Origin of the sequence: Rhizobium sp. CC1099, from assembly GCF_029714385.1 — a bacterium.
In the GTDB taxonomy this organism is placed as follows: Bacteria; Pseudomonadota; Alphaproteobacteria; order Rhizobiales; family Rhizobiaceae; genus Rhizobium.
The window spans coordinates 2127255-2149824 of the sequence record NZ_CP121641.1; the positions used below are offsets into that span (position 1 = coordinate 2127255).

A 22570-nucleotide genomic window follows, 5' to 3' on the forward strand; every position below is an offset into this window, starting at 1 on the left:
CTGTCTTGGCCTTCCCTCCCTTTTCTCTTTCATGTGCTTTCACAGGAATCCAGCGTGGCGCAGGAGACTCCCTTCAAGGTAAATGAGTCATTCACGGCGAAGACGCGTCGTAGCTGGATCTCTGTGACAATCCTCGGGTTTAATTCGAGGACAGAGATGAGAAAGATGAGACGTCGAGACCCTCTGCACCTCATTGCGCGCCCCTCGTCCTTCGAAAGAAGAAGCACTGTCCCTCATATCTTCTGCCCGCACGCACGGCAGAACCGCCGCACAGTTTCCGCCATGCCGTATTCCAGTGCATCCGCGGTCAGGCCGTGACCGATCGAAACTTCCGCAAGCCTCGGGATGCGCTTCACAAGCGGCGGCAGGTTGGCGACGGTCAGGTCGTGGCCGGCATTGACGCCGAGGTCGATTGCGAGTGCTGCGTCCGCCGTCTTGCCGAGCGCTTCGAGAATGGGGCCTGCCCGCTCCGGCGCATCGTAGCAGCCGCCATAAGGACCGGTATAAAGCTCGATCCGGTCCGCTCCCGTCGCCTTGGCGATCTTCACCGCCTCGGCATCACCGTCGCCGTCGGCAAACAGCGAAACCCGGGTGCCCATCTTCTTCAGTTTTGCGACGACATCCGTGAGAAAAGCCTGGTGCTTGCGGAAATCCCAGCCGTGGTCAGAGGTCGCCTGCGATGGATCATCGGGCACGAGGGTCACCTGCTCGGGTGCGGCACCTCTACAGAGATCGAGGAATTCCTGCGTCGGATAGCCCTCGATATTGAACTCGGCCTCCGGAAACTCGTCGTCGATCAGATTGCGGATCACCGGCAGGTCAGAGAAGCGGATGTGCCGCTGGTCCGGCCGCGGATGGACGGTCAGCCCGCTGGCCCCCGACTGCAAGGCGATGCGCCCCAGCGCCTCGACGCTCGGCCAGGGCAAATCGCGCCTGTTGCGCAGCATGGCGATGGCGTTGAGATTGACGGAAAGCGTCGTCGGCATGTCGATGATCCATTCAGTGCGATAAGCGTGAGCTGCTTTTTATGCCAATGGGCCCGGCGAGGCCAACGAGATTCGCATATGACTGCATGCAAATCTGTGATGGACGCCCGCATGGTCGGAAGTGTCTACGGCAGGAGTATTTCCCATTCCGCCGCAAGAAATTCAGCCGCCGCGGGCACCCTATCCGGCCAACCTTACGTTGGATATAAGTTTTCGGACGCTGCGTTGCTATCCTATTTAAAAGCGATTATTTTTAGCACTTACAAAAATGTCCGTTCACGCATAACGTGAGAATAAGTATCGAGTAAGTACGCCGCGTACTGCTTCTTCCCGACGACAAGAACGCCTCGAGGAAACACCACTCCGCAGCGCCTTCGAAGCAACTGGCAAAACCGCATGAGGTGCAACTTTTGCCCCAGGAGGGTTCATGCCAGACGGTACCAAACGTGCCGCCGCCGGTAAGTCTTCGGAGCGCCGGTCCAGATACCGGTTCCTGCCATCTGCCGCACTGCCGCCGGATTTGCCTGAGGGACCGGTGCCTATCGCCGAGATGGCGAACGCATTCGGGGTCACGCACAGGACGCTGCATTTCTACGAAGAGAAAGGACTGCTGTCGGCAAACCGTATCGGCCTGATGCGCGTTTACGGCGAGGACGACGTGATGCGCATGGCCGTCATCAACGTCTGCCGCGAGACCGGGATGCCGATCGCGGTCATTCAGGAGCTGATGGACGAATTGCGCCGTGCCTCCTCGCAGGACGAAGCAGAGGCAATCTTCCAGGAGGCGCTCGCCGTGCGCAAGCGCGAGCTGACGGCGGAAATGTCGACGCTGCACCGTCAGCTGCAACAGGTCAGCGATCTGCTCGACCCCGATGCCAGCAGCGAGATACCGCCGCTGAACGACAACGAGGATCAATCCGCCCTTTCGGATGAGGAACTGCGCTGCCTCTCGTTGATGGCCGAAGGCTTCTCGACGCAGCGCATCGCCCGCGCGCTTGACCTGAAGCATGACGAAGCACAGGCGCTCGAAGCTGACATCATCCTGAAGTTCCGGGCAAACAACCGCTTTCAGGCGATCACCAAGGCAGTGCTTCTCGGCATCGTCAAGGTATAACGTTCCGGCAACGGCCGCCACCGTTTCCGCAGCTTCACCGCACGATCGTCAGCGTCTCCGCCGCGCGCGTGATCGCCGTGTAAAGCCAGCGTTCGCGCGTATCGCGGAAGGCCCAGCTTTCATCGAAAAGCACGACATTGTTCCACTGCGAGCCCTGCGCCTTGTGCACGGTGAGCGCATAGCCGTAATCGAATTCGTCGTAGCGCTTGCGCGTATTCCACGGGATTTCGCCTTCGACATCCTCGAAAACCTGCTTCAGCAGCTTGATCTTGGCCGCGCCGCGATCCATGTCGTCGTCTTCCGGCCGCACGAGCAGGTTGATGCCCGGCTTCGTCGTCTCCTTCGATGACGTCATTACCTGCCAGAGCGAACCGTTGAGCAGCCCCTTGGCAGGGTCGTTGCGCAGGCAGACGAGCTTGTCGCCCGTCTGCGGATAATCCGCCGTGAAGGCCTTCAACTCCCGCAGGCGCTGGTTATAGCGCCGCCGCGTGCGGTTGGTGCCGACAAGCACCTGATCTGCATCGAGCACCAAGGCCTGGTTGACTTCGTTCTTGGCGATCACCTGGGCGGTGCCGTAGTCGCCATACATGATCTCGTTGCCTTCGCGCACCTGCATCGCAAGCTTGATAATCGGATTGTCGCGCGCCTGGCGGTGAATGTCCGTCAGCAGGTAATCCGGCTCCTGATTGGTAAAGAAGCCGCCGCCCGATACCGGCGGCAGCTGACCGGGATCGCCGAGCACCAGGATCGGCGTGCCGAAGCTCATCAGGTCCTTTCCAAGCGCCTCGTCGACCATCGAGCATTCGTCGACGATGATCAGCGCCGCCTTGGCGACCGGGCTCTGCCGGTTGATGGTGAACATCGGCGTCATCGAGGTCTTGCCGGTTTCCTCGTCCTCGACAGCCTCTTCCCCACGCGGGCGATAGATCAGCGAATGGATGGTCTTGGCATTGCTGGCACCGCGCGAGCGCAACACCTGCGCCGCCTTGCCGGTGAAGGCGGCAAACAACACGTCGCCATCGACATTCTCCGCAAAATGCTTGGCGAGCGTCGTCTTGCCCGTTCCGGCATAGCCGAACAGACGGAAGAGCGGCGACCGGCCCTCCTTCAGCCATTTCGAAACGGCCTTCAGGGCTTCGTCCTGTTGCGGAGCAAATTGCATGGGAGCGACTTGGCAGGATTCGCAGCCGCGAAGCAAGGTGGAAAAGTGCGCCCGCAGATTGCTGCCGCGCGATTGCCTGCTTTCAGCCGCTTGAACGCAGGTTTTGCGCCCTTTAGTGTCGCCCCGTTGCTTGAGGGATTCACGTGAGAAGAAGCATTCAATTATGCCTGATGATGGCGGCCCTGCCGATACCTGCTGCCGCCCACGCGGAATGGCAGGCCGTCGAACAGGTCAAGCCCTATACCATCACTGGCAAATCCGGCGCCGAGCTCTACGCATCGATCGGCGAACACGGCCCTAAGGCTGGCATCGGACGCGTCATCGCGCACACGACCTTCAAGCTCACCTGGACCAGGAAATACGAGCCGCAGGCGGACAGGTCCTGCAGGCTGACTGTGGCGCGGCCGAAACTGATTATCACTTACACTCTACCTAAGCCTACGACACAGCTGCCACCTGCAACCAAGGCAAGCTGGGACAGCTTCATTACTAGCGTCGAGACCCACGAGCGCTGGCACGGCGAAACCATAAAGCATATGGTCAAGGCGATCGAAGCCTACAGCCTCGGCCTCACCGCCGCCGACGATCCGGACTGCAGCAAGATCCGCGTCGTGCTGACAAAACGCCTCGGCGAACTCTCCGGCTACCAGCGCCAGCAGGGCCGCGACTTCGACAAGGTCGAAATGGGCCAAGGCGGCAACATCCAGCAGCTTATCCTCAAGCTGGTAAACGGCCCGTAGGCAACTCCAGTCTGCGCGTAATCCCAATGCCTTCCAGGAAGACTTCGTCGTGACTGATGACCAGCAGCGCGCCGTCATAGGCACGCAATCCGCTCTCGACCGCAGCGATCGAATCGAGGTCGAGATGATTGGTCGGCTCGTCCAGGATCAGGAGCGAAGGCGGTTCCGGTCCGCCCAAAACGCACGCCAGACCGGCCCGCAACAGCTGGCCGCCGCTGAGCGTCGATACGATCCGGAGCGCCGCATCGGCCCTGAACATGAACCGGGCGAGCGCCGCCCGACAGGCATTTTCAACCGCGCGCGGGTTTATCCGCAGAAAGTTGTCGCGGATCGAAATCGACGGATCGAGAAGGCTCACCTGCTGATCGAGCATTGCGAACTTGGTCATGACCGAGACCGTCCCGGTCCAGGGCTTCAACTCCGCGGTGACAAGCGCCAGCAATGTCGTCTTGCCCGAACCGTTCGGGCCGGTGACGGCGATGCGCTCCGGTCCAACGATGCCGAAGGACAGATCGCTGAGGACCGGCTCGGCAGGCTGATAGCCCGCCGTCACCGAATCCATCTTCAGGACGACCTTGTTGGCAGGCAGTCCGGCCGGCGGAAGCGTCACCGAAAAGGGCTGCAGGATTTCGATCTTCTCGCGCGCGGCTGCTGCGTCTTCGAGCGCCTGGGTACGCCGGCGTTCGGCAAGCCGGGCGTTATCGCCGCCTGTTGCTTCGCTGCACTCCTTCAAGCCGCCGGCGACGATACGCGGCATGTCGCCTCTGGCAGCCTTCTTCCGGCCGATACGATCCCTGCGAGCTTGCCGTTCGGCCGTTGCTTGGGCGCTTCGGGCAACCTCGGCCACACGCTTCTCGGCATCGGCGAGATCATGCTGCACGGCAGCCAATTCTAACGCCTTGCGCTCCTGATACTGGCTCCAGTTGCCGCCGTAACGCGTGGCCTCAAGCGAAGTCAGTTCGACGATGGCGTCCATGGTTTCGAGCAATTCCCGGTCATGGCTGACGACAATGGCCCCCGCCCGCCAGTTTGCAAGGAGTTCGATGACGGCCTGGCGGCCATCGCGGTCGAGATTGTTGGTCGGCTCGTCCAGGATGAGAAAATCGGGCTCCGAGAAGATCAGCGCTGCAAGCCCTGCCCGCGTGCGCTGTCCACCCGACAGTGCGACAAGGCGCGTTTCGGGCTCAGCGTCGATCCCCGCGCGATCGAGAGCCGAAGCAATGCGGGCTTCCAGCATCCAGTCGGCAGATGCAAGCTCTTCAGCGGTCGCCTCGCCCACCTCGGCACGCCGAATGACGGCGAGCGCCTCGGTCACGCCGAAGAGATCGCCAACCGTTTCTTCGGCTTCCACCTGGACCCTTTGGCGGAGCACGCCCAGGCGACCGCCTAACGCAATCGTCCCGGACAAAGGCTGGAGTTCGCCTGAGATCAGCTTGAGAAGCGTGGTCTTGCCAACGCCGTTGCGGCCGACAAGACCCGTTCGGTCCGCGCCGAAGCATAGATCGAGACATGAGAAAAGCGGGCGGCCGTCAGGCGTGGACCACGACAGATTGGAGAGTGTGATGAATGCAGGCATGGACATGAAATTCCCCAGTGGCAAGGCGAATTGGCGATGCGATCGGGTTGAAATCCATTGCTGCACACATCCTGTTGAGATCAACGATGGCCGGTAATTTAAGTGACGAGTGTATCTGGTTCAAGCAGGGTCAATCTCGGCACGGCACCAAACGCGGCATTCGTTCAAAAAATCTCTCACACCGCATGGAATAAAATCACTGCTTTCGGTGTCTCATCTCCGGTAAGCAAAAAAGCTGCCGAACGTGAGGAGAGACCCACATGAAATCCCTAAAATTCGTGATCGCTTTCGCCGTCGCATCTGCTGCGGCAACGGCTGCATTCGCGGCAGCGCCGGTCATGACCGTCGAGTCCGCCAAGGGCAAGGTGCTCGCCGGCGAAAACGGCATGACGCTCTATACCTTCAAGAAGGACACGAAAGGCGTTTCCAATTGCTACGACCGATGCGCCAAGAACTGGCCGCCGCTGATGGCCGCTGGCGATGCGAAGGCCGATGGTGCATATTCGCTCATCGACCGCAAGGACGGCACAAAGCAATGGGCCAAGGACGGCATGCCGCTCTATTTCTGGGTGAAGGATACCAAGAAGGGTGATATCACCGGCGATGGCGTGGGGGGCAACTGGGACCTTGCCAAACCCTGAGTGGACCGGCGTGAAGACACCCGCACCCGAAACATTCGAGGGCCAGATCCTGGCCCTCCTTCCCTCGCTCCGGCGCTATTCGCGAAGCCTCACCCGCTCCGACGCCGACGGCGAGGATCTGCTGCAGGACTGTGTCGAGAAGGTACTTGCCCGCCGTTCGCAGTGGCGTGGCTTGAACCTGCGCGGCTGGGCGCTGACTATCATGACCAATCTCTACCGCAACACCCGCCGCCAGAGCCCGCCCAGCATGATGGTCGAGCTTGACAGCGCCGAAGACATGCCCTCACCCGAGACGACCGCCGATCCGCTAGAGCGCTTGCGGCTGGAAGACGCGCTGAACAGCCTGTCGGAGGAAAACCGCGCCGTGCTGATGCTGGTTGTCATCGAAGGCTATACCTACAGCGAGGTGGCCGCCGCGCTCGACATACCGGTCGGCACCGTCATGTCGCGCCTGTCGCGCGCGCGTCAGCGGCTTGGAGACCGAATGAAGGCCGACAATGTGATTACGCTTCGGAGACCGAAATGAACGAGACCAACTCGACCGTGCCCGAAGCGGACCTCCACGCCTATGCCGACGGGCAACTACCCGAAAACGCCCGCGCCCGTGTCGAGGCTTGGCTGCAGGACAATCCCGAGGACGCTGCCAAGGTGACGGCATGGCAGGCGCAGAATGCTGCGATCCGTTCAACGTTCGCGCCTTACGAAAAATCCAAGGAAAACGACATCCTGCTGGTCGATCCGGAAAATGACGCTTCCGTTTGGCCGAGACGTTCGGCCATTGCCGCAGCCGCCGTCGCTCTCTTCGCGCTTGGCGTCCTTGCCGGTCATTACGGCCCTCCGCTCGTCCAGCAACCCGAACTGCAGCTTGCCGCTTCCGAGACACTGCCGGCAGAGGCGCAGAACGCCTTCCTGGTCTATGCAGGCGAGGTCCGCCATCCTGTCGAAGTCTTCGCCAATGAGGAAGCGCATCTGGCGACCTGGCTCGGCAAGCGGCTTTCTATTCCGAACCTGAAGGTGCCGGATCTACAGCCCCTCGGCTTCCGGCTCGTCGGCGGACGGCTGCTGCCGGTGGATGGAAAGCCGGGCGCGATGTTCATGTACGAGAATCAGGCTGGCGAACGCCTGACCGCGCTGGTCGGCCGCAACAAGGCGAACCGGACGACGAGCTTCCGTTTCGCCTCCGCCGGCGATGTCGAGACATTCTACTGGATCGACGGCGAGCTCGGCTATGCCGTCACCGGCGAGATTTCGCGCGATATGCTGCGGCAGGTGGCCGAGGAGTGCTACAAGCAGTTCCCGTCGTGACGATCAGCGCAGCGGATCGTTGGAAAGCTCGATCGGCTTTCCGTGCGGCGTGGCTTCCGCCGCACGCTGCCAGCTCTCCTGCAGCGAAAGGATGGCGCCGGCATCGGCGATGCCTTTGTTGACAAGGAGCGAGGATAGCGCCGCGACCCAGCAGTCGAAGTAGTCGCTGCCATCCACCGCCCGGCCCGGCTTGTGCAGTTCGGCCGAAAGCGTCTCCGCCCACTCGCTCCATGTGAAGAGACCGCGTTCGTGGAGGTGCACTGTCATTGCAAAAGCAGCAGCCGCCCAGGGCTCGGGAAAGACCGGCTCGCCATCGGCGGATTTCGGCAGTTGGGGCGATCGCGTCAGCGGCGATGCCGTTTCACAAAGGCTCAAGGTAGCTCTCCCAGGCATCGATCGAAACCGTCAGCGATGGATCGGCGCCCTCGCCCCAGATTTCCCTGCCATCGAAAACGACGGTATAGACCCATTGTGGATTCTCGCCCTTGCCATGCGCATTGTCGTCCGGGAACACGAAGGAGCCTTGCACCGCCTCGACCACGCCATTCTTGGCACGCGCATAGCGCGGCAGCCGGGTATGGGTTTCCGGATTAAAATTCCTTGTCCGGACCTTCTCGCCGACGGCAAAGCGCGCAGCCCTTTCCACCGGACGGTCGCAAGCGCCGCCGCGCGCCAGAACGTTCGCAACCATATCCGCCTTCAGAACCCGTTTCGGCACTGCTCCGGCCGTCTGCTTGTGGCCGGCATCGATCTCCGCAGCCGTTGCAAATCCGTGCCGATCGAGCAGCACTTCCAGCGCCCGCATCCATATTTCGTAATAGCTTGCGGAGAGATAATCAGCTGGCAAAATATTCTCGCGCGCATGCCGGCTCTCATCGATCGTCCAGGCACCGAAGGCACCGCACGATAGCGTCAGTCCAAGCGCACGCTTCTCCCACTCAGCATGGAAATACGGCTCGTCCTTTTCAGGCGCGACCGGCCCGAACCCCATCTGTCCACCAAGATCGTGCGGTCCGTTCATGCGGCTGCTCCCGGAGCAGACGCAATTGCCGTCCCGATCATCGCATCGCGGCTGACGAGACCGGCAAGTTGCTGCTCGCTCAGGCCTTCCGTTCCCTCGGGGCGCTCGGGGATGACGAGATAGCGCAGCTCGGCCGTCGAATCCCAGACCCGGATTTTCTTTTCCGCGGGCAGCGTCAGGCCGAATTCGGCAAGCACGCCGCGCGGATCGATCACCGTCCGCGAGCGATAGGCCGGCGCCTTGTACCAGACCGGCGGCAGGCCGAGCACCGACCAGGGATAGCAGGAGCAAAGCGTGCAGACGACGAGGTTGTGGGTCTTGGGCGTATTGAAGACGGCGCGCATGTGCTCGCCCTGCCGCCCGGTATAGCCGAGGCTCGCAATTGCCGCCGTCGCATCGCTCTTCAGCCATTCGGCGAATGCCGGATCGCTCCAGGCCTTTGCCACGACATGGGCGCCGTTGCGCGGGCCGATCTTCGTCTCATAGGTCTCGACGATCGCATCGATCGCCGCCGGATCGATCAGCCCCTTCTCCGTCAACACCGTCTCCAGCGCCTTCACCCGCGCCTGCATGTCCGAATAGCGGTTGTCGTGATGATGATGATGGTGATCATGATCAGGATGATCGTGCAAGACGAGGCCCTCCGCGCATAGGATGATTATCTTTAGGCGCTTGAATGCAGCCCGCCAAGCTAATCTATGCGCCTTGCGGTTTTTCGATATTCTCGGCGCATGAACATTCTGATTCTCGGCGCAACAGGTTTCATCGGCTCCGCGGTCGCCGCCCGTCTGGTGGCCGATGGCCATGCCGTGAGCGGCCTAGGCCGCACTCCTGTCCGGGCTCGAATCAAATGGCCCGATGTCCGCTGGCTGCGTGCCGATCTCGCCCACATGACCACAGCTGCCGATTGGCAAGAGACACTGAAAGACCAGCATATGGTCGTCAATTGCGCAGGCGCCTTACAGGACGGCTTCTCGGACGACCTTGCCGCATCGCAGGCAGATGCGATGCTGGCGCTCTATACCGCGGCCAAGACGTCGGACGTCCGCCTCATCGTCCAGATATCAGCAAACACGGATGCTCCAGTTGCCGATCTGCCGTTCCTCGCCACAAAACGCCGCGCCGACGATGCCCTAGCGTCAAGTGGTTTACCTCACGTCATTTTGCGTCCGGCACTCGTTGTCGGGCGCAATTCCCATGGCGGCTCAGCGCTCTTGCGGGCGCTCGCATCAATGCCTTTTGTGTTGCCGCTTATCCATTCGCAAAGCCCGGTTGAGACGATCGATATCAAAGTTGTCGCTGCAGCCGTCAGCGCAGCAGTCTGCGGCGAAATTGCCAGCGGAAAAGATATTGCACTCGCATCCAGCGAGACGCTCATGCTCTCCGAGCTCGTGAAACTGCATCGCCAATGGCTGGGCCTTCCGCCCGCGCCCATCATCCCCATCCCAGCAGCGCTGGCAAAACCCGTGACTTGGCTCGCCGATATTGCGGGGCGCCTCGGCTGGCGTTCGCCCTTGCGTTCGACCGCCATGGCCATCATATCCAAGGGCGTCACCATCAATGGAACGGTTCCAGCCATCCGCAGCGGCTCAGTCGCGGCCACGCTGGCAGCCAACCCGTCGGGCATTCAGGATCTGTGGTTCGCGCGCCTCTATCTGCTGAAGCCGCTGATGGCCGCCGGCCTCGCTCTGTTTTGGCTGCTGTCCGGCATCATTCCGCTTCTGTCGCCACATACGGCAAGTCAGCATCTTCTACCCTTCATGCCGCCCGCCGCTGCAATGGCGCTCACGCTTTTCACGTGCGCCGTCGACATCGCGCTCGGTTCAGCACTCCTTTTCCGGCCCATCGCCCGCAAGGCCCTTCTCGCCATGCTCGCCGTCTCCCTCGCATATCTCGCGGGCGCAACCCTGCTCGAACCCTCACTCTGGCGCGATCCGCTGGGACCTCTCGTCAAGGTCCTCCCGTCGCTTCTGCTGACGCTTGTCACCCTTGCCATTCTGGATGAACGCTGATGCTTGCAGAACTTCTACTGCTTGCCCACGTGATCGGCGCGACCGTGCTCTTGGGCACCGGTGCAGGGATCGCTTTTTTCATGGCAAAGGCGCACAGGACGCAAGCGCCGGAACTGATTGCGCATGTCGCGGGAACCGTTGTGATCGCCGACACGATTTTCACCGCAACGGCTGTTATTCTCCAGCCGGTGACAGGTTATCTGCTTGCCACCATCATCGGCTGGCCGCTCGGCGAAGGCTGGATCGCCCTCTCGCTCATCCTCTACGTCGTTACCGGCCTTTTCTGGCTGCCGGTCGTCTGGATACAGGTCAGGCTCCGCGATCTTGCACGCGCAGCCGCCACTGCTGGCGAACAGCTGCCGCCGGAGTATTTCCGGCTCTACCACATCTGGTTCGCCTGCGGGTTTCCGGCCTTCTTGGCAGTGATCGGCATCCTCTGGCTGATGGTCAACAAGCCTTCGATCACCCTGTTTTAGCATCAGTCAAGTTAGGCAGCGTCCCCAAGGGCTAATCCCATTGCACCCGAGGTCCAATCCGGTTTGCGTGATATTCTCCGCCATCTCGCAAGTAGGGGAAAGGTATTGCGATGAACAGGATCACTCTTCCCGCAGCAGCGCTCGGCGCTGTATTCGCTTCCTGGGCAAGCGCGGACGACTATCGCGATCTGAAAAAGGGCGAGTATCAGATCCCCGGACATCCCTATAAATCCGCGGAGAACTGCCAGCGCACCGCTCCGGTCGGCAAATTTGACCGCCGTTGCGACATTCCGCTCCTGGGCTTCCGCAACTTTACTGACCCGACGATCATCGTTCAGTCTGGCGGCATCGGCGGGTTCGGCATCTAAGCGCTTCTGCGGGCGGTCGCCTGGACCGTCCGCTTTTTTCTATTTCAACATCGGCCAGAGGCTCAGCACCAAGAGCACCGCCATGGTGACGTTGAACCATTTGAGCCGCACCGGGTCGGACAGCCATTCGCTCAATGCGGAACCGAAGCCGGCCCAGGTCGAAACGCTTGGAATGTTGACCGCGGCAAAGGCAAGGCCGACGATCAGCACGCTGGCGAGATAGAGGTCGGGATTGGTGTAGGTCGCCATGGCCGTTACCGCCATGACCCAAGCCTTGGGATTGACCCACTGGAAGGCGGCAGCAGCAAGGAATGACATCGGCTTGACGCTGTCCTTGCCTCCGCTCAGCGCCCGCGACGTCGCGATCTTCCACGCGATCCAGACGAGATAAGTGCCGCCCGCAAATTTCAGCGCCGTGTAAAGCGCAGGCACCGTTCGCAGCAACGCGCCGAGCCCAAGTCCGACGCCGAGAAGCAGCGAGAAAAAGCCGGCGCCGATGCCCAACATATGCGGGACCGTCCGACGAAAGCCGAAATTCACCCCGGATGCAAAGAGCATCATATTGTTCGGCCCCGGCGTGATCGATGTCGTGAAGGCAAAGAGAACGAGAGCCAGAAACGTATCCAGCGGCATGGAACCTCCCGTAGATCGTCAACCCATGACGATCCCTGTCGATTGAAATCCGCTAACCCGCCTGCATTTCCTAAGCCAGATAATCATTGTCATGGTGACAGGATTGCTTGAAAGATGACGCGTCTGCGCAATCTTTGAAGGAAAAATGAAAGATTCGGCCATGCAAGACGACCCTATCCCGGCGATCACCTTCCCGAACGGCATCGAAGTCCCCGCTCTCGGCCAGGGCACCTGGAACATGGGAGAACGGGCGTCGGAAGCCGAGCGAGAAATCGCAAGTCTCAAAGCCGGCATAGAGCTCGGCATGACGCTGATCGATACGGCCGAAATGTACGGCGAAGGCGATTCCGAGCGCATCGTCGGCCGCGCCATCAAGGGCCGACGCGACGGCCTGTTCATCGTCACCAAGGTCTATCCGTGGAATGCCAGCCGCAGGGGCACGATCGAAGCCTGCGAGCGGAGCCTTTCACGTCTCGGCATCGACCAGATCGACCTCTACCTGCTGCATTGGCGGGGCGAGCATCCGCTGGCCGATACCGTCGAAGCCTTCGAGGACCTGAAGGACGCCGGAAAGATCGGCGCCTGGGGCGTTTCGAACTTCGATATCGGCGACATCGAGGAACTGCTTGCCGTTCCGGGTGGTCGGCACGTCGCTGCCAACCAGGTTCTCTACAATCTCGCGCGCCGCGGCATCGAATATGATCTTCTGCCCTGGTGCCAGGATCATGGTGTCCCGGTCATGGCCTATTCGCCGATCGAACAGGGCCGCATCCTGCACAATCCCGAGCTCATCCGCATCGCCAAGGCCAATCAGGCAACTCCGGCTCAGGTTGCCCTTGCCTTCCTTCTCGAACGCGACGGCGTGATCGCCATTCCGAAGACGTCGAATGCCGACCGCGCCGCTGAAAACCGCGATTGCGTCTCGCTCGATATCAGCGACGAGGACTGGGCGGCGCTCGACGCCGCCTTCCCGCCGCCGACCCGCAAATCGGCGCTCGAAATGCTCTGAGACTTCAGGCTGCCGCGCGCTGGCCAGACGCCGGTTCACATCCCCTGCGGACCGCGGTTCATGGCGGCGATGCCGGTGCGGCAGACTTCGATCAAGCCGAGCGGCTTCATGATCGCCACGAACTGATCGATGTTGGAGGACTTGCCGGTGATCTCCAGAATGAAATGATCGACAGTCGCGTCGACCACCTTGGCGTGGAAGGCATCGGCAAGCCGCAGCGTCTCGGCCCGGGTTTCGCCGGTCCCGATCACCTTGACGAGCGCCACTTCCCGTTCGATCGGACGCTCCTGCCCGAGTTCGCGAGCACGCACCGTCAAGTCCACGACGCGGTGCACCGGCACGATGCGCTCGAGCTGGGCCTTGATCTGCTCCAGCACATGCGGCGTGCCTCGTGTCACGATGGTAATGCGCGACAGATGCGCCTGATGCTCGGTTTCGGAGACCGTGAGGCTTTCGATGTTGTAGCCCCGGCCGGAGAACAGGCCGATGACGCGGGCAAGGACGCCCGGCTCGTTATCGACGAGGATCGAGAGCGTATGGTTCTCGGCGGCTGCGGTTTCCGGCGAGATGAAGTAGGCGGAGCCTGTCGGCTGTAGATGTGCGTTCATTGTCTTGGCTTCCTCACCTTCGATATCAAACGAGCTGACGGCCCTTGGCGTCGATCGCATTGGCGACCGCTTCGTCCGTGGCTTCGTCCGGCAGCAGCATCTCGTTATGCGCCTTGCCCGATGGGATCATCGGGAAGCAGTTGGCGAGATTGGCAACGCGGCAATCGAGGATGACCGGCTTCTTCACGTCGATCATCTCCTGGATCGTACCGTCGAGATCATCCGGCTTTTCGCAGCGCAGGCCGACGGCGCCATAGGCTTCCGCCAGCTTCACGAAATCCGGCATCGCCTCCGTATAGGAATTGGATAGCCGGTTGCCATGCAGCAGCTGCTGCCACTGGCGGACCATGCCCATGTACTGGTTGTTCATGATGAAGATCTTGATGGGCGCATTGTGCTGGATCGCCGCCGACATTTCCTGGATGCACATCTGGATCGAAGCATCGCCGGCAATATCGATGACGAGGCTATCAGGATGAGCGATCTGCACGCCGAGCGCTGCCGGCAGGCCGTAACCCATCGTGCCGAGGCCGCCTGAAGTCATCCAGCGGTTCGGCTGTTCGAAACCGAAGAACTGCGCCGCCCACATCTGATGCTGGCCGACTTCGGTCGTGATGTAGGTATCGCGGTCCTTCGTCAATTCGTACAGCCGCTCAAGCGCATGTTGCGGCATGATGACGTCGTTGCTCTTCGTGTAGGCGAAGGAGTTGCGCGCACGCCAGCGGGCGATATTCGTCCACCAGTCGGAAAGCTGGCCCTTCTCCGGCCTCTTCGGCAGAGCACGCCAGAGGCGGACCATGTCTTCCAGAACGTGGGCGACATCGCCGCGGATCGGGATGTCGACGCGAACATTCTTGTTGATCGAGGACGGGTCGATGTCGATGTGGATCTTCTTGGAATTCGGCGAGAAGGCATTGATGCGGCCGGTAATGCGGTCGTCGAAGCGGGCACCAATGCAGACCATGACGTCGCAATCGTGCATCGCCATGTTGGCCTCGTAGGAACCGTGCATGCCGAGCATCTTCAGCCAGTTCTTGCCGGAGGCCGGATAGGCGCCGAGCCCCATCAGCGTCGAGGTAATCGGGAAGTCGGTGAGTTCGACCAGCTCGCGCAGCAGCTTGCAGGCTTCCGGACCGGAATTGACGACGCCGCCGCCGGAATAAATGACCGGACGACGCGCCCTGGCCATCAGCTCGATTGCCGCATGAATCTGGTTGAGATCGCCCTGGAGTTTCGGCTGATAGCTCTTCTGGATCGCATGATCGGCCGGCGGCGTATAGGTGCCGGTCGCGAACTGGATGTCCTTTGGAATATCGACGACGACCGGGCCGGGACGGCCGGACTGCGCGATACGGAAGGCTTCATGGATGATGGCAGCGAGCTCGTTGACGTCCTTGACCAGCCAGTTGTGCTTGGTGCAGGGGCGTGTGATGCCGACGGTATCGCATTCCTGGAAGGCATCGGAACCGATGAGCGAGGTCGGTACCTGGCCAGTGAGGCAGACCAGCGGAATGGAGTCCATCAGCGCGTCCTGCAGCGGCGTGACGGCATTGGTTGCACCCGGACCGGAGGTGACCAGCATGACGCCGACCTTGCCGGTCGAGCGGGCATAGCCTTCGGCCGCATGGCCGGCGCCCTGCTCGTGGCGGACGAGGATATGCTTGATCTCCTCCTGCTGGAATATCTCGTCATAGATCGGCAGCACCGCACCGCCCGGATAGCCGAAGAGATGTTCGACGCCGTTGTCCTTCAGCGCCCGCAGAACGATCTCCGCGCCTGTCATCCGATTGTCTGGTGTCTGGTTGTCCGTGCCCGTCATGTTTTCTGTTCCGTTTTGACTGCTGGAATTGAGGTCTTCGGTGCGGAAGCCTGGATTTCAGGCATAAAAAAAGGCCCCAGAGGGAGCCTGTCAACTAGCGCATGGGTGGCTATCGCCGGATGGTTACACCATCCTGCCCATGCGCTTTCCCACCACAATAAGAGCTGCTGCTATTTTCATGGGCGCAATTGATAGACAGAAAATTTCACAGCGTCAACGCTTCCCGAAATAAAAAATCGGCGCGCGCTAAAGGATGTAGCGCCGGTTATCCCGCTAAAAAACAAGAGGCCCGAAGGGTTTTGTTAAAGGATAAATCATATGATCGCCTGCTAACGCAGGGAGTAGGCCGTTGCTCAACAACGACTTGCAAACGTCAGGCAAAGCCAGCGAGCAGGATCGCCGCGACAATCTAACCCCCGGGAATCGCTTCCTCGGCCGCGTCGTCGCGTGCAGCGGCTCACGCGCGACCATCGCCGCCGTCGCAGAGGCCGGCGGCACCGATCTCACCGAACTCTGGTCCGTCGGCCGCCTGATTTCGATCAGCGTCGGCCGAAACCGCGTTGTCGCCCTCGTTTACGCCATGAACACCGGCACGCATGCCTGGGGCGAGGGCGAGGACAACTATTTCAGGATCGAGACCGAGCTGCTCGGCGAAGTCCGCGTCGAGGAAGACCGCGAGGAATTCTCGACCGGCATCTCACGCTATCCCCATCTCGGGGCCATTGCGCACCGCATCCGCGCCGCCGATCTGATGCGCATCTACGACGCAGGCACCGGGACGACGGCGGTCATCGGCAACCTCACCCAGGACGAAAGCATCGATGCGGCGATTCACATCCCCTCGATGCTTTCCAAGCATTTCGCCATCGTCGGCTCCACGGGCGTCGGCAAATCCACGGCCGTCTCGCTGCTTTTGCACAAGGCGATCGAAGCCGATCCGAAGTTGCGCGTCCTGATCCTCGATCCGCACAACGAATTCGCCGCCGCTTTCCCGAAGCATTCGGTCGTCATCGATACCGACACGCTCGACCTGCCCTTCTGGCTGATGCGGCTTGAAGAATTCGCAGAAGTCGTCTTCCGCGGACGCGCGCCAGTGCCTGAGGAACTCGACATGCTTCGCGACATCATGCCGGACGCCAAGCGCGCCTTTCGCGGCAGCGACAATTCTCTGGTCCGCCGCACCACCGAGAAGAGCTCGATCACCGCCGACACGCCGGTCCCCTACCGCATGGCCGACCTTCTGGCGCTTATCGACGAGCGCATCGGCCGTCTCGAAGGCCGCGCCGAGAAGCCCTTCCTGCGCTCGTTGAAGATGCGCATCATCGCGGCGATCAACGATCCGCGCTACCACTTCATGTTCTCCAACAACACGATCAGCGACACGATCATGGACACCGTGGCGCAGATATTCCGCATTCCTGGCGACGACCGGCCGATCTGCACGTTCCAGCTTTCCGGTATCCCGTCGGAAGTGGTGAATTCGGTCGCCTCCGTCCTGTGCCGCATGGCCTTCGAAATCGGGCTCTGGAGCGACGGCGCCGTCCATATGCTCGTCGTCTGCGAAGAAGCGCACCGCTATGTTCCGGCCGATCCGAACCTCGGCTTCATCCCGACGCGCCAGGCCATCGCCCGCATCGCCAAGGAAGGCCGCAAGTACGGCGTCTCGCTCGGCATCATCACGCAGCGCCCCGGCGAACTCGACCAGACGATCCTCTCACAGTGCTCAACGCTGTTTGCCATGCGCCTTGCCAACGATCGCGACCAGGACATCATCCGCTCGGCAATCCCGAATTCGTCGATCTCCACGACGAGCTTCATTTCCTCGATCGGCAACGGTGAAGCGATCGCCTTCGGCGAGGCGATCAGCGTGCCGATGCGCATGCGCTTTTCGCGCGTCGAGCAGCATCTGCTGCCGAAGGCGAACGGGGCGACCGCCAAGCATTCCGACGAGGATCCCGATACGGTCGATCTGCGCAAGATCGTGACGCGCATGCGCGCCGTCAGCGGCGGGCCGGATATTTCGTCTTTCCAGCAAAGCTACAGTGCCGCGCAGAGCGACATGCTGTTCGACGACGAAGAGCCGTCGGAGGATGCTCCCTATCCGGCATCCGTCTCTGCGCCGCCGCTGGCGCCGACCGATTCCTACAGGCCGGACATGCTGCCGCGCAGCCATGCGCCGCGCGAGCCGCAAACCGCACCGGCGCAGACATCTTTGGATAGCCGCCTGGAAGCTCTCCGGCGAGAGATGCGCCGCGAGGAGACAACGTCCCAGCGGCCGGTGTTCTCTCAAGACCCGGCTGCCAGCCCGCACCGCGAACCCGGCATGTCGCTCCGCGAGAGCATTCTCAAGAAGCCGCTCAGGAGCCTCCATAACAAGGATTGAGGCCTCATTGCCCCTCAGATTGCCTGGCTGCAGCGGCAATGACACTCAGGTGGCGCTCTATCAGCGTCAGAAAGGCGATCGTTCCGCAGACCAGGGCGGCGACCACGATGCCGGCGATCGCGCCGAAAATCGCTCCGATCACGAACATTCCGGACCCGCCTTGAGCCGAGGCGGCGGTTGCGCCGGACAGCGTGAAGAAGGCGAGAATGACGATTGCAATCACGGCATTGATGGAAGCAAGCGTCTTTGCGAGAAAATTGTTCATGACATCTCCTGGTCGATGGTTTCCGTTCGCAATGATGATAACCAGCTGACCGACTTGAAGCTTACGCCCTGATCACGGCTGCGGCGATGTCAGGCGCTTCCAGCTCTCGTCCATCTGATTGCGAAACCAGGTCATCTGCCGCTTGGCATATTGCCGTGTCGCGGCAGCACCCTTCTCGATCACTTCGCTGCGCGTCATCTCGCCCTTCAGCATGGCTGCAATCTGCGAAACGCCGATCGCCTTCATCGCCGGCATTTCCGATGAAAGGCCGAGTGCCAGCAGCGACTTGACCTCATCTTCCGCACCCTGCTCCAGCATTTTCTCGAAGCGCCCGTTGATGCGCTGGTGGAGCACGGCGCGTTCCGGCAGGACGATGATCTTTTCCGCACGCGCCGGATCGACGATCAGCGGCCCCGCCTGCCCTTGGAAGCGCAGGATCGATTGCCCCGTTGCCTCCACCACCTCCAAGGCACGCACGATGCGTTGCCCGTCCTGGATGCTGAGACTGCCGGCAGCGGCCGGATCGAGCTTGGCGAGTTCGGCATGCAGCGCTTCCGCGCCGTCATTCAGCAGGCGCGCCCGTAGCCGGTTGCGGATGTTTTCCGGTATCGCCGGCATATCCGACAGGCCGCCTGTCAGCGCCTTGAAATAAAGCCCCGTCCCGCCGACGAACACCGGCAACTGTCCCTTGGCACGCAGACTGGGCAGCAATGCCGTGACATCGCGCAACCAGGTCCCCGTCGAATAGGCAGCGTCTGCTGGCACATGGCCGTACAGATGATGTGGCACGCCCTGCATCTCCGCCTCGGACGGCCGCGCCGTCAGGATGCGCAGCGTGCCATAGACCTGCAGGCTGTCGGCGTTGATGACAGCGCCGCCGTGGCGTTTCGCCAGTTCCACGGCAAGCGCGGACTTGCCGCTGGCGGTCGGCCCGGTTATCAGGATCGCACTTGTTGCGCTCAGAAGGTTTTCCATATGGCTCTCGTTGCCACGCTTGTTGCCAATCCGTCAAATCCCGTTCTCACGCCGAGGCTTGCCGAACAGGCCGCCGAAACCGTGAAGGCATCCGGGCTCTACTGGCTGGCAGACGGCATCGCCTGCGATATCGCCCTTCGCGACGGCACCGATCCGCAAGCGGCGGAGGCGAATGTCCTCGCGGCCATCGCCAGCGCACCGATCGATCTGGTTGTCCAGGAGGCCGAAACGCGCCGCAAGAAACTGCTGATCGCCGACATGGATTCGACGATGATCGGGCAGGAGTGCATTGACGAGCTCGCAGCCGAAGTCGGCCTTAAGGACAAGGTCGCCGCGATCACCGCCCGCGCCATGAACGGCGAGATCGCTTTCGAACCCGCACTGCGCGAACGCGTTGCGCTCCTGAAAGGCCTGCCGGTTTCAGTTATCGACGAGGTTATCGCCAAGCGCATCACGCTGACGCCCGGCGGCCCGGAATTGATCGCCACGATGAAATCGAAGGGCTATTATACCGCCCTCGTCTCCGGCGGCTTCACCGTCTTCACCAGCCGGATCGCCGCAACTCTGGGCTTCGACGAAAACCGCGCCAACATTCTTCTTGAAGAGGGAGCCTTGCTCTCCGGCTTCGTGGCCGAGCCGATCCTCGGCAAGCAGGCGAAGGTGGATGCACTCAGCGAAATTTCCGCAAGGCTCGGTATCTCCACCGAAGAAGCAATCGCCGTCGGCGACGGCGCCAACGATCTCGGCATGATCCACCTCGCCGGCTCCGGCGTCGCCCTGCACGCCAAACCCACCGTCGCCGCCGAAGCGAAAATGCGCATCAACCACGGCGATCTGACCGCCCTGCTTTATATCCAGGGCTACCGGAAGACGGATTTTGTGACACCATGACAGTGATCGCGACGACGGACCGCCTGCTTTTGCGCAATTGGACAGATGCGGACCGGCCGCTTTTCCACGAGATCAATTCCGATCCTGAAGTGATGGAATTCTTCGCGTTTCGCCGCGACCGCGCCGAAGCAGATTCGATGCTGGATAATATCCGCAATGCCATCGCCACGGCCGGGCTTGGTTTCTATGCCATGGCACTGAAAGAAACCGATGAGCCGATCGGCTTTTGCGGCCTCTGGAGGCCCGAACTCGAACCGTTCCTCCCGGCAGGCACCATCGAAATCGGCTGGCGTCTTGCGAAACGGCATTGGGGCAAGGGATATGTGACGGAAGCGGGAGAAGCATCACTTCGCCATGGTTTCACCCAGTTCGATCCTCCCGAAATCGTCTCTTTTGCGGTAGCGGACAATCATCGTTCCACCGCAGTCATGCGCCGACTTGGCCTGGACCACGATCCGGACCGCGATTTCGATCATCCCCGCATTCCCGACACGCATCCGCATCTGAAACGCCACGTGCTCTATGCGATCAGCCGTCAGCAATGGGAACGAAAGATCGGCTGACACCGATTACCCATGCGCGACAGAGACAGGAGAATGTCGTGCTGTTGTCGTGTCGTCGTCACTGGCGCAGACATCGGTGCGGAGCGGTTCACCAGTTCCTGAAAGGATCAGCCATTCCGCGTTTTGTTATTCCATTGGCACTGCGATGAACCGCAGATCGCCGTTTGCCGAGGCGATCATCAGCTGCGCGTTGCGGCGGCCTTCCTGCTTCAACGACTGCACCTTCGCAGCCACGGCATCCGGCGACTTCATGAATTCCTGGGCGACCTCGACGATCACGTCGCCGGCCTTCAGGCCCTTTTCGGCGGCCGCCGAGCCGGGTGCCACCTCCGTCACCACGACGCCGTCCACGCTTTCCGCAATGCCGAAGGTCTTGCGGATCTCGGGGCTGAGCTGCGACAGCGAGAGGCCGAGCACATCCTTCGGCGTCCTGGCATCGGGCGTCACCGGCGCCTGCTGATCGGTCTGGCCCTTGCCGTCGGGTGCCGGCTGGACCTGATCCTGATCGGGATTCGGCTCGTCCATGTCGTCGTTCTCCTCCGGATCAGGATTGATCACACCATCCGGAGAGGTATCAGCGTCGTTTGAAGCGGCCTGATCGCTGTCCTCCAGACGACCGAGCGTCACCTTGACAGTCTGCTCCTTGCCGTCACGCAGCACCACGACGTCCACTTCCTTGCCGACTGGGCTTTCGGCCACGACACGCGGTAGGTCGCGCATCTCATTGACCGGCTTGCCGTCGAATTTCAGGATGACGTCGCCCGCCTTGATCGAACCGTTGTCGACCGGCCCGCCCTTGATGACACCGGCGACGAGCGCACCCTTGGCGGTATCGAGACCCAGGCTGTCGGCCACGTCGTCGGTGACCGGCTGGATGCGCACGCCGAGCCAGCCGCGGCGCGTTTCTCCGAATTCGCGAAGCTGGTTGACCACGCCCGCAGCAAGCTCCGAAGGCACCGAAAAGCCGATACCGATCGAGCCGCCGCTCGGCGAAATGATCGCCGTGTTGATACCGATCACCTCGCCCTTCATGTTGAAGAGCGGACCGCCGGAATTGCCCTTGTTGATCGCCGCATCGGTCTGGATGAAGTTGTCGTACGGGCCTGCGTTGATATTGCGGCCGCGGCCGGAAATGATGCCGACGGTCACCGACCCGCCGAAACCAAACGGATTGCCGATCGCCATGACCCAGTCGCCGATGCGCATGTCGCTGGAATCACCAAACTTCACGGCCGTCAGCGGCGTCCTCGGTTCGACCTTCAGCACCGAAAGATCGGTCTTCGTGTCCGTTCCGATGAGCTTGGCTTTCAGCTTGGTGCCATTGGCGAAATTGACCTCGATGTCGTCTGCGCCCTCGATCACGTGGTTGTTGGTGACGATATAACCCGATGGATCGATGACGAAGCCGGAGCCGAGCGAGCTGACATTGTGGTTGCCGCCCTGGCCGCCCTGCTGCTTATTGAAGAAGTCGTTGAAGAATTCCTGGAACGGCGAGCCGTCCGGTGCGCGCGGCGCCGGGCCGGCACCTTCATCGCCCTTGATGTTCTGCGAGGTGGAGATGTTCACCACCGCATCGAGAAGCCCTTCAGCAAGATCGGCAACAGAGGCCGGACCATTCACCGGAGGCGTGCTCTGCGCTTCAGCAGCGCCGGTAAGACCAATATTTGCCAGAAGTGCAACACCGGCCAGGAGAGCGAGCGATCGTCTGAAGGTCGGGCGTGTCGTGGGGGCCATCAAGCTTCCTCTTATGGGGTCAAAGCGGCAGTCTGACCATCAACATAGGGCGGAATGATGGAGCGTGAAATCACCTTTTCGCGAAATCCCGTGCAATCTGCGTCAGCGTCTGACGAACCAGACAAGCGCGACACCGAGCACGACGGCGCCAAGTCCGAAGATGCGTAGCTGGCGCTCCGGAACCGTTGGAAGCAGCCGGGCCATCTCGACAAGAAAACGAGGGGCCAGTGCGTAGACCAGCCCCTCGATGATGAGAAAGAATGCGATTCCTGTCAGGAAATCCTGCATC

At 61.4% G+C, this 22570-nt stretch carries 25 protein-coding genes; 12 read left to right on the forward strand and 13 right to left on the reverse strand.

Features of this window, described 5'->3' with window-relative positions; all coding sequences use genetic code 11:
- Nucleotides 1-233: 233 nt before the first annotated feature.
- A complete protein-coding gene (locus QA644_RS10990) occupies nucleotides 234-986 on the reverse strand; it encodes a pyridoxine 5'-phosphate synthase (RefSeq protein WP_283072332.1) in 753 nt (250 codons plus the stop codon).
- Nucleotides 987-1413: 427 nt separating this feature from the next.
- On the opposite strand from QA644_RS10990, the gene QA644_RS10995 reads away from it, so the two are divergent.
- Entirely contained in the window at nucleotides 1414-2100 is a 687-nt protein-coding gene (locus tag QA644_RS10995; protein WP_074068876.1) for a MerR family transcriptional regulator, read from the forward strand.
- A gap of 34 nt (nucleotides 2101-2134) precedes the next feature.
- Here QA644_RS10995 and QA644_RS11000 read toward each other — a convergent pair whose 3' ends face one another.
- Complete coding sequence (locus tag QA644_RS11000; protein WP_283072333.1) at nucleotides 2135-3262, reverse strand: ATP-dependent RecD-like DNA helicase; 1128 nt, start codon at nucleotides 3260-3262, stop codon at nucleotides 2135-2137.
- A 170-nt stretch (nucleotides 3263-3432) separates the two neighbouring features.
- On the opposite strand from QA644_RS11000, the gene QA644_RS11005 reads away from it, so the two are divergent.
- A complete protein-coding gene (locus QA644_RS11005; protein WP_283072365.1) occupies nucleotides 3433-4002 on the forward strand; it encodes a DUF922 domain-containing protein in 570 nt (189 codons plus the stop codon).
- On the opposite strand, the gene QA644_RS11010 is transcribed toward QA644_RS11005, so the two are convergent.
- Entirely contained in the window at nucleotides 3980-5578 is a 1599-nt protein-coding gene (locus QA644_RS11010; protein WP_283072366.1) for an ABC-F family ATP-binding cassette domain-containing protein, read from the reverse strand. The two genes, QA644_RS11005 and QA644_RS11010, sit on opposite strands and share 23 nt — an antisense overlap.
- 260 nt (nucleotides 5579-5838) lie before the next feature.
- On the opposite strand from QA644_RS11010, the gene QA644_RS11015 reads away from it, so the two are divergent.
- From QA644_RS11015 to QA644_RS11025, 3 genes are read left to right on the forward strand one after another with little or no spacing between them, the layout of a single operon-like run.
- A complete protein-coding gene (locus QA644_RS11015) occupies nucleotides 5839-6219 on the forward strand; it encodes a hypothetical protein (RefSeq protein WP_283068395.1) in 381 nt (126 codons plus the stop codon).
- A 10-nt stretch (nucleotides 6220-6229) separates the two neighbouring features.
- Entirely contained in the window at nucleotides 6230-6745 is a 516-nt protein-coding gene (locus QA644_RS11020; RefSeq protein WP_283068396.1) for an RNA polymerase sigma factor, read from the forward strand.
- Nucleotides 6742-7524: an anti-sigma factor gene (locus tag QA644_RS11025; RefSeq protein WP_283068399.1), complete on the forward strand. Its 783-nt coding sequence runs from the start codon at nucleotides 6742-6744 to the stop codon at nucleotides 7522-7524. The genes QA644_RS11020 and QA644_RS11025 overlap by 4 nt, the downstream gene beginning before the upstream one ends.
- Before the next feature lie 3 nt (nucleotides 7525-7527).
- Here QA644_RS11025 and QA644_RS11030 read toward each other — a convergent pair whose 3' ends face one another.
- From QA644_RS11030 to nthA, 3 genes are read right to left on the reverse strand one after another with little or no spacing between them, the layout of a single operon-like run.
- On the reverse strand, nucleotides 7528-7899 hold the full coding sequence (locus QA644_RS11030; RefSeq protein ID WP_283068401.1) for a nitrile hydratase accessory protein: 372 nt from the start codon (nucleotides 7897-7899) through the stop codon (nucleotides 7528-7530).
- Nucleotides 7886-8545, reverse strand: a complete 660-nt coding sequence (gene nthB, locus QA644_RS11035; protein ID WP_283068403.1) for a nitrile hydratase subunit beta — start codon at nucleotides 8543-8545, stop codon at nucleotides 7886-7888. Before nthB ends, QA644_RS11030 begins: the two co-directional genes overlap by 14 nt.
- Nucleotides 8542-9177, reverse strand: coding sequence for a nitrile hydratase subunit alpha (gene nthA, locus QA644_RS11040; RefSeq protein ID WP_283068405.1), 636 nt, complete (start codon nucleotides 9175-9177; stop codon nucleotides 8542-8544). Before nthA ends, nthB begins: the two co-directional genes overlap by 4 nt.
- A 99-nt stretch (nucleotides 9178-9276) precedes the next feature.
- Here nthA and QA644_RS11045 point away from each other — a divergent pair, with 99 nt between their 5' ends.
- The 3 genes from QA644_RS11045 to QA644_RS11055 all read left to right on the forward strand — a co-directional run bounded on the left by QA644_RS11045 (nucleotide 9277) and on the right by QA644_RS11055 (nucleotide 11401).
- The gene (locus QA644_RS11045) at nucleotides 9277-10557 is read left to right on the forward strand and encodes an SDR family oxidoreductase (protein WP_283068407.1); all 1281 of its coding nucleotides are present in this window, start codon (nucleotides 9277-9279) and stop codon (nucleotides 10555-10557) included.
- Nucleotides 10557-11033: a DUF2269 domain-containing protein gene (locus QA644_RS11050; RefSeq protein ID WP_283068409.1), complete on the forward strand. Its 477-nt coding sequence runs from the start codon at nucleotides 10557-10559 to the stop codon at nucleotides 11031-11033. Before QA644_RS11045 ends, QA644_RS11050 begins: the two co-directional genes overlap by 1 nt.
- Nucleotides 11034-11143: 110 nt before the next feature.
- Nucleotides 11144-11401: a hypothetical protein gene (locus tag QA644_RS11055; RefSeq protein WP_233426691.1), complete on the forward strand. Its 258-nt coding sequence runs from the start codon at nucleotides 11144-11146 to the stop codon at nucleotides 11399-11401.
- A 39-nt stretch (nucleotides 11402-11440) separates the two neighbouring features.
- Here the strand turns inward: QA644_RS11055 and QA644_RS11060 are convergent, their stop codons facing one another.
- A complete protein-coding gene (locus tag QA644_RS11060) occupies nucleotides 11441-12034 on the reverse strand; it encodes a LysE family translocator (protein WP_283068414.1) in 594 nt (197 codons plus the stop codon).
- A 160-nt stretch (nucleotides 12035-12194) separates the two neighbouring features.
- Here QA644_RS11060 and QA644_RS11065 point away from each other — a divergent pair, with 160 nt between their 5' ends.
- Entirely contained in the window at nucleotides 12195-13043 is an 849-nt protein-coding gene (locus tag QA644_RS11065) for an aldo/keto reductase (protein WP_283068416.1), read from the forward strand.
- Nucleotides 13044-13078: 35 nt separating this feature from the next.
- Here QA644_RS11065 and ilvN read toward each other — a convergent pair whose 3' ends face one another.
- Together ilvN and QA644_RS11075 are read right to left on the reverse strand one after the other, a co-directional pair.
- Entirely contained in the window at nucleotides 13079-13651 is a 573-nt protein-coding gene (gene ilvN, locus QA644_RS11070; protein WP_194729999.1) for an acetolactate synthase small subunit, read from the reverse strand.
- A gap of 25 nt (nucleotides 13652-13676) precedes the next feature.
- Nucleotides 13677-15470 carry an acetolactate synthase 3 large subunit gene (locus QA644_RS11075; RefSeq protein ID WP_283068421.1) on the reverse strand — a complete coding sequence of 598 codons (1794 nt, stop codon included), beginning with the start codon at nucleotides 15468-15470 and terminating at the stop codon, nucleotides 13677-13679.
- 349 nt (nucleotides 15471-15819) lie between these two features.
- On the opposite strand from QA644_RS11075, the gene QA644_RS11080 reads away from it, so the two are divergent.
- Nucleotides 15820-17853: a DUF87 domain-containing protein gene (locus tag QA644_RS11080; protein ID WP_283068423.1), complete on the forward strand. Its 2034-nt coding sequence runs from the start codon at nucleotides 15820-15822 to the stop codon at nucleotides 17851-17853.
- Nucleotides 17854-17857: 4 nt separating this feature from the next.
- On the opposite strand, the gene QA644_RS11085 is transcribed toward QA644_RS11080, so the two are convergent.
- Entirely contained in the window at nucleotides 17858-18118 is a 261-nt protein-coding gene (locus tag QA644_RS11085; RefSeq protein WP_283068424.1) for a hypothetical protein, read from the reverse strand.
- Between the two features lie 72 nt (nucleotides 18119-18190).
- On the reverse strand, nucleotides 18191-19093 hold the full coding sequence (miaA, locus tag QA644_RS11090; protein ID WP_283068425.1) for a tRNA (adenosine(37)-N6)-dimethylallyltransferase MiaA: 903 nt from the start codon (nucleotides 19091-19093) through the stop codon (nucleotides 18191-18193).
- Here miaA and serB point away from each other — a divergent pair, their 5' ends adjacent.
- The gene (gene serB / locus QA644_RS11095; protein ID WP_283068426.1) at nucleotides 19094-19984 is read left to right on the forward strand and encodes a phosphoserine phosphatase SerB; all 891 of its coding nucleotides are present in this window, start codon (nucleotides 19094-19096) and stop codon (nucleotides 19982-19984) included.
- Nucleotides 19981-20547 carry a GNAT family N-acetyltransferase gene (locus tag QA644_RS11100; RefSeq protein WP_283068428.1) on the forward strand — a complete coding sequence of 189 codons (567 nt, stop codon included), beginning with the start codon at nucleotides 19981-19983 and terminating at the stop codon, nucleotides 20545-20547. Before serB ends, QA644_RS11100 begins: the two co-directional genes overlap by 4 nt.
- Before the next feature lie 126 nt (nucleotides 20548-20673).
- Here QA644_RS11100 and QA644_RS11105 read toward each other — a convergent pair whose 3' ends face one another.
- On the reverse strand, nucleotides 20674-22281 hold the full coding sequence (locus QA644_RS11105; protein WP_239598227.1) for a DegQ family serine endoprotease: 1608 nt from the start codon (nucleotides 22279-22281) through the stop codon (nucleotides 20674-20676).
- A 102-nt stretch (nucleotides 22282-22383) separates the two neighbouring features.
- Nucleotides 22384-22569: a DUF2065 domain-containing protein gene (locus QA644_RS11110; RefSeq protein ID WP_039845305.1), complete on the reverse strand. Its 186-nt coding sequence runs from the start codon at nucleotides 22567-22569 to the stop codon at nucleotides 22384-22386.
- Nucleotide 22570: the final 1 nt, after the last annotated feature.